General features: G+C 62.1%; 16 protein-coding genes, 1 tRNA gene and 1 pseudogene. 15 read left to right on the top strand and 3 right to left on the bottom strand.

Annotated elements, in window-relative coordinates; translation table 11 throughout:
- Nucleotides 1–6: 6 nt before the first annotated feature.
- Nucleotides 7–954, bottom strand: a complete 948-nt coding sequence (locus ABD002_RS10400; protein WP_343790571.1) for a phosphatidate cytidylyltransferase — start codon at nucleotides 952–954, stop codon at nucleotides 7–9.
- Nucleotides 951–1,571 carry a CDP-alcohol phosphatidyltransferase family protein gene (locus ABD002_RS10395; RefSeq protein ID WP_343790568.1) on the bottom strand — a complete coding sequence of 207 codons (621 nt, stop codon included), beginning with the start codon at nucleotides 1,569–1,571 and terminating at the stop codon, nucleotides 951–953. The genes ABD002_RS10400 and ABD002_RS10395 overlap by 4 nt, the downstream gene beginning before the upstream one ends.
- Nucleotides 1,572–1,687: 116 nt before the next feature.
- Here ABD002_RS10395 and metX point away from each other — a divergent pair, with 116 nt between their 5' ends.
- The 5 genes and pseudogenes from metX to ABD002_RS10370 form a co-directional block, all read left to right on the top strand.
- Nucleotides 1,688–2,788, top strand: a complete 1,101-nt coding sequence (gene metX / locus ABD002_RS10390) for a homoserine O-acetyltransferase MetX (RefSeq protein WP_343790565.1) — start codon at nucleotides 1,688–1,690, stop codon at nucleotides 2,786–2,788.
- Between the two features lie 55 nt (nucleotides 2,789–2,843).
- Nucleotides 2,844–3,422 carry a cysteine dioxygenase family protein gene (locus ABD002_RS10385; RefSeq protein ID WP_343790562.1) on the top strand — a complete coding sequence of 193 codons (579 nt, stop codon included), beginning with the start codon at nucleotides 2,844–2,846 and terminating at the stop codon, nucleotides 3,420–3,422.
- Between the two features lie 130 nt (nucleotides 3,423–3,552).
- Nucleotides 3,553–3,639, top strand: a tRNA-Leu gene (locus tag ABD002_RS10380).
- Between the two features lie 193 nt (nucleotides 3,640–3,832).
- Nucleotides 3,833–5,044, top strand: coding sequence for a tyrosine-type recombinase/integrase (locus ABD002_RS10375; protein ID WP_343790559.1), 1,212 nt, complete (start codon nucleotides 3,833–3,835; stop codon nucleotides 5,042–5,044).
- A 190-nt stretch (nucleotides 5,045–5,234) separates the two neighbouring features.
- Nucleotides 5,235–5,366 (top strand): annotated as a pseudogene (locus ABD002_RS10370) (tyrosine-type recombinase/integrase); the annotation flags it as partial.
- Nucleotides 5,367–5,464: 98 nt separating this feature from the next.
- Here ABD002_RS10370 and ABD002_RS10365 read toward each other — a convergent pair.
- The gene (locus ABD002_RS10365; protein WP_343790556.1) at nucleotides 5,465–5,986 is read right to left on the bottom strand and encodes a hypothetical protein; all 522 of its coding nucleotides are present in this window, start codon (nucleotides 5,984–5,986) and stop codon (nucleotides 5,465–5,467) included.
- 152 nt (nucleotides 5,987–6,138) lie between these two features.
- Between ABD002_RS10365 and ABD002_RS10360 the strand changes: the two genes are divergently transcribed.
- The 10 genes from ABD002_RS10360 to ABD002_RS10320 all read left to right on the top strand — a co-directional run bounded on the left by ABD002_RS10360 (nucleotide 6,139) and on the right by ABD002_RS10320 (nucleotide 13,754).
- Nucleotides 6,139–6,345: a helix-turn-helix domain-containing protein gene (locus ABD002_RS10360; RefSeq protein WP_343790553.1), complete on the top strand. Its 207-nt coding sequence runs from the start codon at nucleotides 6,139–6,141 to the stop codon at nucleotides 6,343–6,345.
- Nucleotides 6,346–6,582: 237 nt separating this feature from the next.
- Nucleotides 6,583–6,882: a hypothetical protein gene (locus ABD002_RS10355; protein ID WP_343790550.1), complete on the top strand. Its 300-nt coding sequence runs from the start codon at nucleotides 6,583–6,585 to the stop codon at nucleotides 6,880–6,882.
- Between the two features lie 70 nt (nucleotides 6,883–6,952).
- Entirely contained in the window at nucleotides 6,953–7,477 is a 525-nt protein-coding gene (locus tag ABD002_RS10350) for a hypothetical protein (protein ID WP_343790547.1), read from the top strand.
- Nucleotides 7,478–8,138: 661 nt separating this feature from the next.
- Nucleotides 8,139–9,404 carry a hypothetical protein gene (locus ABD002_RS10345; RefSeq protein ID WP_343790544.1) on the top strand — a complete coding sequence of 422 codons (1,266 nt, stop codon included), beginning with the start codon at nucleotides 8,139–8,141 and terminating at the stop codon, nucleotides 9,402–9,404.
- A 32-nt stretch (nucleotides 9,405–9,436) separates the two neighbouring features.
- Nucleotides 9,437–9,631, top strand: a complete 195-nt coding sequence (locus tag ABD002_RS10340; protein WP_343790541.1) for a helix-turn-helix transcriptional regulator — start codon at nucleotides 9,437–9,439, stop codon at nucleotides 9,629–9,631.
- Nucleotides 9,632–9,660: 29 nt separating this feature from the next.
- A complete protein-coding gene (locus ABD002_RS10335; RefSeq protein WP_343790538.1) occupies nucleotides 9,661–10,062 on the top strand; it encodes a hypothetical protein in 402 nt (133 codons plus the stop codon).
- A gap of 772 nt (nucleotides 10,063–10,834) precedes the next feature.
- Nucleotides 10,835–10,951 carry an HNH endonuclease gene (locus tag ABD002_RS19690; protein WP_379989188.1) on the top strand — a complete coding sequence of 39 codons (117 nt, stop codon included), beginning with the start codon at nucleotides 10,835–10,837 and terminating at the stop codon, nucleotides 10,949–10,951.
- 319 nt (nucleotides 10,952–11,270) lie between these two features.
- Nucleotides 11,271–11,423: a hypothetical protein gene (locus ABD002_RS10330; RefSeq protein WP_343790536.1), complete on the top strand. Its 153-nt coding sequence runs from the start codon at nucleotides 11,271–11,273 to the stop codon at nucleotides 11,421–11,423.
- A 498-nt stretch (nucleotides 11,424–11,921) separates the two neighbouring features.
- Nucleotides 11,922–12,881 carry a tape measure protein gene (locus tag ABD002_RS10325; protein ID WP_343790700.1) on the top strand — a complete coding sequence of 320 codons (960 nt, stop codon included), beginning with the start codon at nucleotides 11,922–11,924 and terminating at the stop codon, nucleotides 12,879–12,881.
- 78 nt (nucleotides 12,882–12,959) lie between these two features.
- Complete coding sequence (locus tag ABD002_RS10320; RefSeq protein ID WP_343790533.1) at nucleotides 12,960–13,754, top strand: hypothetical protein; 795 nt, start codon at nucleotides 12,960–12,962, stop codon at nucleotides 13,752–13,754.
- Nucleotides 13,755–13,850 lie beyond the last annotated feature (96 nt).

The raw sequence follows: 13,850 nt of genomic DNA, 5'->3' as shown, positions 1-13,850 counted from the left end.
CACGCGCTAAAAATAGAAGTACGCCATGAAGTGGAAGAACAGCGGGCCGGTGAACAGCAGGCTGTCGATGCGGTCGAGAATGCCGCCATGGCCCGGGATCAGCGAACCGGAATCCTTGACGCCGATGTCGCGCTTGACCGCCGAGATCGTGACGTCGCCGAGGAAGCCGCCAAAACCGATCATCAGGCCGACCGCGATCGAATGCAGCGGCGTCAGCGGCGTCAGCATCGGCGCCAGGAAGAATGCAATCACCGTCGTCGTCAGCACGCCGCCGATCAAACCCTCGACCGTCTTCTTCGGGCTCACGCTCTCGATGACCTTGCGCCGACCGAGCGTGCCGCCCCAGACATACTGCAACACGTCATTCAACTCGGTCAGCAGCACGACGAACAGCAGCAGCGCGGCGCCATGCGCGGCAACCGGCTTGCCCTCGGGCAGCACCAGCAGATAGGCCAGATGACTGAGGCCGAACACCATCGTCATCAGGCCCCAGTGGATCGTGCCGGCCGCCCGCAGGAAATCCCTGGTTTCGCCGCGCAGCACCATGCGCGTCGCGATCCACAGGAACGCCCAGACCGGAATGAAGATCAGGAACAGGTTGTACCACTCGCGCCAGACCCAGACGTACTGGATCGGCACGCACAGGTACGCCCAGAACAGGACACGACGATCCGCGCGGCGGGTCGGTATCAGCGAGAGATACTCCTTCAGCGCCAGGAACGACAGGATCGCGAAGAAGCCGATCGCGATATTGCGCGAGAACGAGATCGCAACCGCGAATACTGCAACCAGCGCCCACCATGAGCGCACGCGCGCGGCGAGTTCGGCGTGACGGTCCGCGGTGTCGCCGCGACGCATGATCGCGACGATGACCGTGGCGACAACGAGCAATGCCACGATCGCGGCCAGCGTCCACAGCACGTTGGGCGGAATCCACAGGTGCAGGCTCGTCATGCGTTGCCCTCCTTCGCGCCGACTTCGGCGAGCGCATGGCGTGCGCGATTGACGATCGTCAGCACCGAGAACCCGACCAGGGTCCAGAGCAGCCAACCCAGCCATGCGCCGGACGGCGCACCCAGGCCGAGAACAAGGCCGAGCGCACCGAACATGAAGGCACGATCGCTCTTGCCGAACGGCCCGTCGTAGCGTCGGCTCGCGCCGATCTGCACGCCGACCACGCCGATCATTTCGACGACGATTGCAAGCACCACCAGCACGACCAGTGGTACGGCAGGAAATTCCGGCCGCAGCGCCAGAGGCAGGTACATCGCCGCATCCGCAACCACATCGCCGAGTTCGTTGAGGATCGCCCCGAGTTTCGAGGCCTGCCCGTGTTCGCGCGCCAGCATGCCGTCGATCGCGTTCAGCGCCATGCGCACGAACAGCGCAAGCGGCAGCAGCAGGAGCACACGATGGCCCGCGCAAAGGAACAGCGCTGCGCCCACCGCGAATGCGAGCACGACTGCCGCGACCGTGACCCGATTTGCGGTAACGCCCGAGCGCGCAAGCGTGCGCACCAGCGGCCGCAGCAAACGCTGAAACGCCGGCTTCAACTGATAGATGCTCGCCATCGCCCCCGCTCCGCTCTTCCCTTGAACCTAACCTACCAGATGCCGCAGCCGAGGACCGACTTGGCGAGGTCGCGAGGTACCGCTACATTGCGGCTCCGTTTCTGTGCCGATCGCTCATGTCCGACGCCCGCCGATGGTTCGCCCTGTCCTCGCCGTTCCCGATGAAACGCGGTGGCGAACTCGTCGGTGCGCACCTCGCCTACGAAACCTGGGGAACGCTCAGCGCAGAACGCGACAACGCAATCTTCATCCTGACCGGGCTCTCGCCGAGCGCGCATGCGGCCTCAAATGCGGACGATCCGTCGCCGGGCTGGTGGGAGGACATGATCGGCCCCGGCAAGTACATCGACACGAACCAGTGGTTCGTGATCTGCGCGAACACGCTCGGCAGCTGCAAGGGGTCGACCGGTCCAGCCGACACCAATCCGGCGACCGGGCAGCCCTATCGCCTCGACTTTCCGGAATTGACCCTCGAGGACGTCGCCAACGCCAGTCACGAACTCGTGCGCAGCCTCGGCATCGAACGGCTGGGCTGCCTGCTCGGCAACTCGATGGGCGGCATGAGCGCGCTCGCCTATCTCGTGCAGCATCCCGGCAGCGTGCGCGCGCACATCAGCATCTCGACCGCACCGCAGGCGCAACCGTTCGCGATCGCGATCCGCTCGCTGCAGCGCGAGGCGATCCGCCTGGATCCGAACTGGAACAACGGCCACTACGACGACGCGCACTATCCCGAAGCCGGCATGTCGATCGCGCGCAAGCTCGGTGTGATCACCTACCGCTCAGCCATGGAATGGGTCGGTCGCTTCGCGCGCATCCGACTCGACTCGGAACAGCGCGAGGAGGACCCGTTCGCGGTCGAGTTCCAGATCGAGTCCTACCTCGCCGGCCACGCGCGCCGCTTCGTGCGCAGTTTCGATCCGAACTGCTACCTCTACCTGTCGCGAGCCAGCGACTGGTTCGACCTGGCCGAGCACGGCACCGGCGGCGTCGAGGCGGCGCTGAAGCGCATCGATGTCGAACGCGCCTTGGTCATCGGCGTCGAAACCGACATCCTGTTCCCGCTCTCTCAGCAGCAGCAGATCGCCGACGGCTTGCGCGCGAACGGCGCCACCGTCGATTTCGTCGCGCTGGACAGCCCGCAGGGCCATGACGCCTTCCTCGTCGATATCCCGCGCTTCGGCGCCGCCATCGCAGGCTTTCTGGCCACGCTGTAGAATCGACTCCCCGAGAACGCCGCCACGGCGGTGTGTTTCCAGCCGAGACAACCTCATGCTTTCGCTTGAATTCCCCGGAGCACGCCAGCTGATCGATGCGATCGATGCGGCCGTCGCGCTCCCCGATCAGGCCGCCGTCACCGACTCGTTGCGCCATGCGCTGTGCCGGCTGATCCGCGACCCGCACGTGCGCCTGCCCGATTGTGTGTTCGAGCGCGAGAACGACCACTACGCGCGACGCGAGCTGTACCGCAGTGACGAGCACGGCTACAGCGTCGTCGCGATGACCTGGGGGCCCGGCCAAGGCACGCCGATCCACGACCATGCCGGCATGTGGTGCGTCGAGGGCGTCTGGCAGGGTTTCCTCGAGATCACTCCGTACGAGCTGATGGAATCAAAGGACGGCCGCTACCGCTTCGAACCGCGCGGCACGATGAACGCAGGCGCCGGTTCAGCCGGAAGCCTGATCCCACCGCACGAGTACCACACGATCATGAATCCGAGCGACGATGCGATCGCGGTTTCGCTGCACATCTATCGCCGCCCGCTGGACCTCTGCTCGAAGTTCTACCCGGCCGACGCCGGCTGGTATGTGCGCGACAACTGCAAGCTCGCGCTGGACGACACTCACTGAACCGTAGGAGCAGCCCGCGATGCCTTTTTACCGCACAAAGACAAGGCATCGCGGCTGAAGCCGCTCCTACAGGATTGCGCGTGATTGCCTTATACTGCGCGACCCGCGCGGCCGACCGCCGCGTTGATGGGCCGAAGTGGCGGAATTGGTAGACGCAGTGGACTCAAAATCCACCGCCCTTAAAAGCGTGCGGGTTCGAGTCCCGCCTTCGGCACCAATCTAGTGTTTCGCAACGTTCCACTGAATCCCGTAGAGTACACGACAAGCTAATAAACCCGCCAAAAACGCGGGTTTTTTTACGCCTGGCGTCCGGGTTAGTCCTGTTGCGTTCCGCTCCAGCAAGCGTGCAATGTGAGTAAGATTTGAGTAACTTGGGTGCCACTAACGTGGCCTGACCGGAAGTTACTCACATGCTGACCGACGTCAAACTGCGCACCCTGACCCGCCGCGAATCTTTGTATCGGGTCGCCGATGGTGGCGGCTTGGCGATCGAGGTTCCACCAGCCGGAGCGCTGCGCTGGCGCTTCCGTTATCGCTTCAACGGCAAGGCGAAGATGCTGAGTTTCGGCACCTATCCAGACGTAAAAGCGAGCGAAGCCCGGAACCTTCGCGATGACGCACGCCGGTTCCTTCGCCAAGGGATCGACCCGAGCGCGCAGCGACAAGAGAAGAAAAGGACTCCGGCCATCGTGCCGGACGCGCAGACCTTCGGCGCCATCGCTCGCGAATGGATAGCGCGGCAAGAAGTCGCTGACGTCACCGCGAACAAGAACCGCTGGATCATGGAGACGTTCCTGCTTCCCGACCTCGGCAACCGCCCTATTCGCGAGATCACCTCGCGCGAGTTGCTGATAACGCTTCGCAAAATCGAGCGGACCGGCAAGCTTGAAACAGCGAAGCGCGCGCGCGTGAAGGCCGGCCAAGTCTTTCGCCATGCCATTCTCGAAGGGCTGTGCGAGAACGATCCAACCCCGTCGCTGCGCGGCGCATTGAAGTCGCCCAGGCCGAAACATCACGCCAGCATCACCGACCCGGCGAGGGTCGGCGAGCTACTTCGTGCGATCGACGGATTCAGCGGCCAGCAAGTGACCCTGTACGCGCTCAAGCTCGCGCCGCTGGTGTTTGTAAGGCCAGGGGAGCTTCGGCACGCGGAGTGGTCTGAAATCGATCTGGATCGCGCCATGTGGCGCATCCCCGCCGCACGCATGAAGATGAACAGCGCGCATCTTGTGCCGCTATCGAAGCAGGCCGTCGCGTTGCTCCGCGAGCTGTTCGAGATCACGGGCGAAGGTCGCCACGTGTTCCCTGGAATGCTTTCGTCGTCGCGACCGATGAGCGAGAACACCGTCAACGCTGCTTTGCGTCGCCTCGGCTACAGCAACGAAGAAATGACGGGCCACGGCTTCCGCAGCATGGCGGCTACCCTATTGAACGAGCAGGGTTGGAATGCCGACGCAATCGAGCGCCAGCTATCGCATGCCGAATCGAACAAGGTGCGCGAAGCCTACACACACGCGGCGCAATACTTGGACGAGCGCGTGCGGATGATGCAGGCCTGGGCGAACTATCTCGACGGTCTGCGCAGCGGTGCCGTCGTTGTCCCCTTCCGGCGCGCTGGCTGACGTGCGAGCAAGCCTCGCCGGCAAGCGTGCGGGCAGGCTATGCGAAGTCCGGCAAGGCGCGGCATGTCCCGCTGAACAGCGAGGCCTTCGCGGTGTTGAAGCGGTTGGAAGAAGCAGGAGCCGGATGGACGCCTGTTCAAACTGATATGCGCCGCGAAAGCCTGGGGCGCACTCATGGCGCGCGGCGAAGCTCGAAGACTTCCGCTTTCACGACCTGCGGCACACCTTCGCATCCAAGCTCGCCACGGCCAGCGTCGACCTCAACACTTCGCGCGAGGTGCTCGGGCATGGCGACATCGCGATGACGATGCGTTACGCCCACCTAGCGCCGGAGCACAAGGCCGGCTGTCGAAACGCATGTCCCACCCCGCGCGATGCCAAAACTACGGCTAGTGCGCGGCTCTTTGCGCGGTGCGCTCGCTACCTGTTTGCAACTAGTTCCGACAGCCCAACACTAGCCAGCTCTTCGCGGCTAAGTGGAAGGAGCGGGCGTGCGCCTTCGGAGGCGGCAACAAGGATCGGCTTGAGAAACTCCCACCGAGGAAGGATCGCGCGCATCTTGAACGAGTTTGCCGAGTGAACGTTTGTTGCGTCTGTCCACAGTTCAGGCGTCTCGACTAATACACGAAACATTCGGTCATCGCTAAAGGTCGCAAGCGACGGATAGATGAAACCCAATGTGATCAACCTTTCCAGTTCGCTCGACAACCACAGCTCGCTTAGGACTTTTTCTAACGAAATTGGCGTGCCCGCATAGTTACGAACCGTCTCTCGACGGAACGATTCCCAGATACACCACTCCGCCACTCCGGCAACAGGCCGCCGCTGTTCTCGCCCAAGAAGCTCCAAGCCGTATTTCGTGCGCTGATCCAGCCGAATGGAAAGCGCCTCCGTCTTCCGTTGCGACCTTGGCTCCTTGGGGGTTCTCGTCTGCGCGCTCATGTCCGCTCCTGTATGCCAATGAATTCTAACAGCCTGCCACTTGCATGCAATAGAATTCTATGCCAGAGTTCTAGTGTGATTCATTGAGTTTCAATGAATGTCAATGTTTCACGTGAAGCAATTGTCAGCTGCAACACAGCCGCGAGGAACCCATGAGCAAGAACATCGAACATCGGCTCGCCTACACCATCGAGGGAGCCTGCGAAGCAACCGGCCTGACGCGTACGCGCATCTATTGCGCTATCGCGGATGGCTCCCTCAAAACCTTCAAGGCGGGTCGCCGGCGCATGGTGTCGGCTAAGGCGCTAGAGGCCTTCATCGCTGCGCTAGAGCAAGGCGAAAGGAGGGCGGCTGCATGACCGCCACTGTTGATGTCCGGGCGGGGATCTGCTGCGGGGGCACGAAATGATCGCGCCAGACACCGGAACCATCGTTCACCAGATAGGCGTAGGCGCCGAGTCGCTCTACGCCCAAGTCCATAGCTGGCCGCTCTCCCCCATCCGCGAATCTCAGATCAACGGCGTGGCGCGAAGTCTCGTCGGTCTGCAAAGCCTATTGGTCGCCCTACGCCGCCACATTCAAACATCGGAGATCTCATGAGCATTCCAGGTATGCAAGATTTGATTGTCGCGGCCAGCGACTGCGAGGACATGGCGCGCATAGAGTGTGCCGCCGACAACGTGCTTCCCAACCTGCTATTCGGCATGAGCGCCATTGGAAAGCTGATATGGCATGCGCACACGCACGGCAACGAACCCGTCGAACGTGAGGACATGGCCAATGTTGGATGGCTGCTGCATTCGCTCAGCGAGCTTGCAGACCATGTGATGGTCCTACGTAGCGACACCAAATCCCATATCAGTGAAGGGGAAGCCCGACTCGGACGCGCGGCCTGATCGCGAGCACGTGGGCTGAAATCAGCAGGCTGCGCCAGCACGATCCATGCTGGCATTGCCGAGGGACGCAATGGCAATCAATCCGAAGAAGCGATCGAGGTACGTGGGGCGCAGAAAAGGCATGCCCTTCCTCCAGCTGCACCATCACATCATCGATTCGCTGCGGTTCGCCGCGCTCAAGGGCTCGGCGCTGAAAATGCTGATCGACCTTGCAAGGCAATACAACGGAAAGAACAACGGCGATCTATCCCCGGCCCTCCTTCGCAAGTCTGGTCGATGGAAGAGCGAGGACACGATGCGGTATGCGCTGGAATACCTGCTCGAACACGGCTGGATCGTGAAAACGAAACAGGGCGGCATGGGCATTGGCTGCAATCTGTATGCGATCACTTGGTGGCCGATCGACGAGTGTAACGGTAAGCACGATTACCCCGTCGAGCAGGTCGCCTCGAACCTATGGGCCAAAAAAACGCCACACCGGATTACGGAGACTAAAACACCGGATTCCGGTGCTAGCGAACCGTCGAATTGCTCAATTGTTGACCACCTAACACCGGAATCCGGTGCTAAAACGGCCATTTCAAAGGCCGCCTAACACCGGAATCCGGAGACCTTTATATATATCTACCAGGTACTAGGGGGTTTTGTGGACGGTCCGCAGTTGTCTTTCTGCTTCAAATCTCTTGCTCCAAAGGCCGGCGGCAAAAATTCGCGCGCTGGAAAACCCGGAAGAAACCCGCCGGGTTTGCCGGCTTGGGCTGGCAGCGTGGATGAAGTGCTTGCGCTGGCGATGAAGACGGCGGGCTGGAACAACCGGACGTGTCCGCCACAGCGCGCGACGCTCGCCGGCGGATGCAGCCTGATAGTGCTGCCAGCGAACTTGTGGCGCCCACGATGCGGGCCACGTCCGCGGCCGGTATGCGCTCCAATCCCGTTCCGCCGAGCTGGCTAGGTCCGTGAACAGACGCTAGCGAATCTGAAGCGAATCGTTGAACGAAGCGTGCACGGACCGTCAGGAACGCGACGTCACGGTGACGTCACGCGTTAGCGCGCGTTAGGCCCGCGCAGGTTGGCAGGACGTCAGCACGGCAAACCACCTGATGCGTTCGCATTGCGTTCGCATCGCAATGCCGTCAACCCCGGCGCAATGCGCAGTTCGATGAATGTTCGCGAGGATTCGCGAGGCCCGGGCGAACCAAGGATAACCCGAAGGACAACCACGCATGATCGACGGCGGACGGCCTGAGAGACAGAGTATGACGCTGGAGCGCATCCGCGCCACTTCGCGGCAATGGGCAGCTATCGAGACCGCCACTCGCATGCTCGCCGCAGCGCTCGGCTACGGGAGCGGCTGGCGATCCGCCTACTACACCGCGGTCGACGAGGATACCGGCGAGGAGTCCGAGGGCGCGGTTTTCATCGCGCAGCCTACCGGCAAGCCGCTGCACAACCGTGTTGTTCACGAAGAGCGCGACTACAAGCTGCGGCGAGGGAAAAAATGGAGGGTCGGTTCTGCTGTCGCCGTTCCGGGCGCCGCGCCGAACCCGGCAGTGCTGGCGGCATTGTCGTTCGCGACGATTGATACGCGGAAGGTGGCGCTGCTCGCCGCCTATGCTACCGACGCGACCGAACTGCCGCATGCCTTTGCTATTGCGCGTGCGCTGGGCGTGGGAGACAACGCCGTGTCGCATGCCTGGCGGCGACTGATCCGCCGACCGCCTGCGACGGATGAAGTGGCCAGGATGTACGGCGTCGCGCGCGACGAGTTTCGCCGGCATGTCCGGATTGCGGAGGCGTTCCTGATTGGCCAGCTTGCGGCAACATCGCTCCAAGTGCTGCGCGTGCTCGGCCAGCGACCGCAGCCTCTGCGGCCGCCTGCTTTGGCCGCCGTCCCGATCGATCTTTCAAAGAAGCAGAAAAGAGCGTATCGACGGCCGAAGCCCGCACCTGCGCCGTGCGTCGTGTTCGGGCCTGATTCGCCGCAGGCTCTGGACGCGCTCGAAGTGCGGCACCGCGGCGGATTCGCGCCCTGCACCTTGATCGAGGCCGATCCTGAGCACAACCCGGCATTTCGGTGCGCGGCCAAAAAGCCTCAAGCATGGAAAACGCCGCTAGCGCGTGGCGTGATATTCGACAACGGATGCTCTCGCGGCGAGATGCTGTCAGTCGAGAAAGAATCCGGCGTAGCGCTGACCGATTCAGAACGGCGACCGCGCGAGACCTGGCGGCCGCTCGCCAACATTGGCCAGTTTCACGTGGAGCGCTACGGGTTTTCCATCCCCGCGCCCATTGTCCCGAGGTCGCCCTATGTAAATAGGGGAGCAAGTAAGTCGAGGTATCCCGACCCTCCGGGGGCAGTTTCACCATTTTCCACGGCGGATCACGGTGAACCACCGGGAGTCACGGCGATCGAGAGTTCACCGCTCAGGCTATGGCCGGGTTCAATGAGCGCTCACGCACAACTCACTGAAGACTCACCACCTGAAAGGAAGCCCGAATTTTTTTGCCCATTGGATTCTTAACTGCATTCATTCCATACCAGGAGGCATTCGCTATGGATCGTCGATTTGAACGCGCACCGCAAGTAAGGGCGCGCATTGGTATCTCGCAGGCAACGTTGTACCGCTGGGTCGCTGCCGGCCAGTTCCCAGCCCCCGTACGCCTTCACACCCGAACGACGGCATGGGCCGCCGACGAGATCGACCGCTGGATGGCGCAGCGGATGGCTGCGCGGAAACAGGCGGCCTGACCGATCCACCTCACCATCGGAGTCAGCAGATGAGCCAACCCAGTGCCGCAGCACCAAACCCCATCGCGCAACTAGCGCTCATGGGCCACCAGATCGAGTTTTTCGAGCGCGCCAACTCCATCGCCAAGGGCATTTGCCGGATGCAGACCGACATCAGCCCTGAGGCGACCACATTCCTCAAGGCACACACGTTGGCCTTCCTTGGGGAAATTGGAGCCATTGAGGCGATCGTCGCGTGCGGCGGCGTGGTCGCCCAGTATCAAAGGCCAGACGCACCCGCCCAGGCACCGCCGTTGCAGGCATTGCAGACGCCGTTGCAGGTTTCGCCAGAAGCCAAGCCGAACCGTGCCGCTCGCCGGGCGCAGGCCAAGTGGAAGGGCGAGAACGGCATCAAACCAGACGGCGGCGTAGCGCCCACGAGTGCAGCCTGATGAGCAAGTACGGACGCTAGGACAAGCGGAAGTTCTCGACTTACAGCAAGACGTGGCGCACTATCCGCCAAGCCGTGTTGTCTGGCGAGCCGTTATGCAGAGCATGTAGCCTGATAGGCAGGATCACTCCAGCAACTGATGTCGATCACATCGACGAGGACAGCTGGAACAACGCCCTCGACAACCTGTAGCCCCTCTGCAGGTCGTGCCATAGCGCCAAGACAGCGGGGCGAGCGAACAAGGGCTGCGACGTTGATGGCATTCCGTTCGCGATGAGGCTGCCAAGATGAAGCAGCAGAGCTTCGTCGCCTGCGTCGGTTGCGGGATAACCGGCCTCAGAAAGCATCGATCGTGGGATCACGCGGGAACGTATTGCAGCCGGTAGTGCTACCGGCTAGCACGCACGCGCGTCTCCGTGGAGGTGCGTGGGCTGACAGCTATCGGCGCCGCCACGAGAGCGTAGCTGGCAAGACTGGCGGCCGCAGAGGAAAGGACGATCCGGACTTGCCTCGACTGCCATATCCAATTCCGGCAGCGCACTCGCTTCGGACCTCGCGATAAACGATGCCTGGAGTGCGCCCAGAAGCAGCATGCAAGCGACCAAAGGGCAGTCAAGTCCGCGAGCCGGGCAATTAGGCGCGGTGCCACGGCCGGCCAGACGGACAAGATTGATCCGCTTATCGTCTTCGAGCGAGCCGGCTGGAAATGCGGAATGTGTGGCATAGCGACCCCTATCGAGCTGAGGGGTTCTACCTAGCGAAACGCACCATAGCTGGATCACGTCATTCCGCTATCGCTCGGAGGCACTCACACATGGCACAACACGCAGTGTTTGTGCCGGTCTTGCAACGTGTCCAAAGGGGCAAAGAGACTGCTTGAGGGGGTATAGGCCATGAAATCTCTAGGTTCGCCTGACCGACATACGTGGGCTTCCCAAACTTCGCGCATCTCCAATTCGTCGGACGAGGTATGAAATGGCACGACATAGGCTACCCTCGGCAAAAGCGGCAGTCGCAGGCTCCGCGCTGATTCATCCGGGGAGGTTCGCAAATCGCAAGTCTCCCAAGGGTATGCGCCCGCTTGGCGCGCCCTATCCGAGCATGACGGCCAAGTAGCAAGAGGCTTGGAAAGAATACGGCTCAGAACTTCCCTGGCTGAACAGCTCGCACCGCCCGCTTCTCCGCCTCGCCTGCATCTGGACCGCCAAGATGGATGAGGCTGAGTTCGGAGTGTCTGCCACGCAGGCGCTTAGCTCGATCCTGTCCAAGCTCGGCGCAACGCCAGTCGACGAAACCAAAGTGAACCATGACGACGGCGAAGAAGAGGATCCGCTAGACCGATTCTTCTGCAAACCCAACTGAGGCGCGCTGCAACGGCAATGGCCGGGGGTATGGGGACGAAAATCTCTAACGCTCGTCCAACGACATACGCGATGGCCACTGAGCTTCGCTAAATCGAGACAAATCGCCACGCGCGTGCGCGCGCGAGGAACGCACAGCAGGTCGCAAGAATCCATATAGGGGCAAGTGAACATGAGCGGCTTTGGCGAGCTAGCAATTACGATTGGCGCGAATACCGCCACGCTTTCGAGCGATCTAGACCGCGCGGTCGGGATGACGCAGAGTGCGGTCGCTAACATCAACGTCGCGATCAACAAGGTAGGAAGCGGGTCCGACTTCAGCGGCGTCTCGTCCCAGGTCGCAGCATTGCAGGGCTAGTTCGCCAGCCTGCAAGGCGTCGTTGCCAGCGTCTTCGGCGTAGGGCTCGGTACGGGCGCAGCCCGTCAGCTCATGGACGTTGCCGATCAGTACCAGAACGTCACCAATCGCATCCTGACGACCAGCTCCAGCACGGAATAGCTGGTCGCGATCCAAGATCGCCTGTTCTCGATCTCGCAGGAAACCGGCCGCGCGCTGGACGACACCGCGAAGATTTACCAGCGGCTTGAGCAAGTCATCGAGGGAACCGGCAAGTCGCAAATCGACTCGCAGGCGCAAGCGCTCGCGATCAGCAAGACGCTCAATCAGGAAATGACCATTTCCGGCGCGACTACGGCAGAGGCCACGCGCGCAATCACGGATATGGTCCATGGCATGGCTGGTGGCGTGCTGCAAGCGCGTCAACTGCGCATGATGATGCAGCAGATGCCGGACCTGGCCCGCGTGCTGGCGGAAGGTTTGGGAACGAACGTGAAGGGCTTGGAGGCGATGGTCCACGCCGGCCTGCCCGTGGAACAAGTGTTGAAGGCGCTGGAAAACGAAGCGGGCAAGGTGGATGCCCGATTCCAGGACATGCCCAAGACCTTCGCGCGCGTCTGGACCGAGCTTAGCAACGCTGTCGAGCAATACATTGGCCGAGCGTCTCAGGCCGGCAGCGTGTCGGGACTGGTCAAGGATGCGATAAGCGGGCTTGCGCGCAACATCGATACCGTGGCGACGGCCGCGGAGCTGGCTGGCGGGGCGATGGCGGCCTGGCTCGGCGGTAAGGGCCTGCAAACGATCAGCGGGATTGCATACGTCCTGCGCGACGCTGTAACGGCTCAGGGCGCGTACAAGACGGCAGCGATGGCCTCCGCTGAGGCGGACATTGCGAACGCCGCAGCGAAGCAACAGGCCGTCGCCGCGACTGTCGCCCGCATCGATTCCAACCTTGACCTCGCGCAATCGGAATTGCAGCTACAACGGGCCGCCGCCGCTCGCCTGATGGAAACGAACGCGCTCGCCGAAGCAGACATTGCCTTGCTCCCGGTGGGCCAGCGCATTGCCGAACTGGAAAGCCAGATCGCGGCCGGAATGCTGCGCGCGGCCTCGGCCGAGTAGGCGGAGACGGTTGCAACGAATGAGCTGGCGGTAGCAAAGCAACGCCTTGTCGTTGCGCAAGCCGAAGCGACTGGCGCAATGGGCCTATTCGCACGCGCCGGTGCCGGCCTGTTCGCCATGATCGGAGGCTGGCCCACGGTCATTCTCGCGGCTGGCGCGGCGATCTATTACCTCGCAACGCGGCAGAACGATGCCGAGAAGGCGGCAGATTCGCTTAACAAGGCATCCGATCAGTTGGCCGGATCTCTGGACCATGTAACGGATTCCTCGCTACGTCTAGCGCAGACCAAGGCAGATGAGGGAATCAAGGCGCTAGAGCAGGCGCAGACGCGTGCGGCTGACGCATCAAAACAACTTGCTGACGCGCTCAAGTACAACGTCGCGCATTCGGACGCATTGGCGTTTGCTGCAGTACGTGCGGCGGATGATGTTGACAAGCTGACCGCTGCCAGCGAACGACTGAACAAGACGCTGGCAGCGGCATCCATCGCCAAGCAGCTCGACGAACAATTCGCGCTGTTTCACAGCATGACGCAGACCGGGCTTGCTGATATCACCGCCTATTCGGACAAGATGGCGGCGCACACGGCCAAGCTTAGGGAGCAGGTTGAAACCTACGGCAAGGGCAAGAAGGCTGTAGAGGAATATGAGCTTGCGCAGGCAATTGCAGCACGAACGCAGGGAATGAACGAGAAGGCTGCGGCATCAACTGCGGAAGCCATGCGTCAGCAGGCCGCAGAGGCCGTGTCATTGCAGGGACGGCTTGATGCGTTGTCGGCTGCCCACAAGGGCGCGAGCGGCGCGGCCCGCGAGCATTCGCAGGATGAGGCTACCCTAACTAGCATCCTTCAGAAAGCCGCTGCGGCTATCTAGAAGGCGGACGGCCTGGCCGCATCTCTCGCCGAGGGATTGGCCGGCCCCTACTTGGCGGCGCAGAACAAGTTCAACAAGGAAGTGAACGACTTTGAG

The organism is Dokdonella soli (assembly GCF_039523175.1).
Taxonomy (GTDB): domain Bacteria; phylum Pseudomonadota; class Gammaproteobacteria; order Xanthomonadales; family Rhodanobacteraceae; genus Dokdonella_A; species Dokdonella_A soli.
The sequence above is the reverse complement of the archived record's forward strand: the minus strand, read 5'-3'. Positions and strand labels throughout refer to the sequence as shown.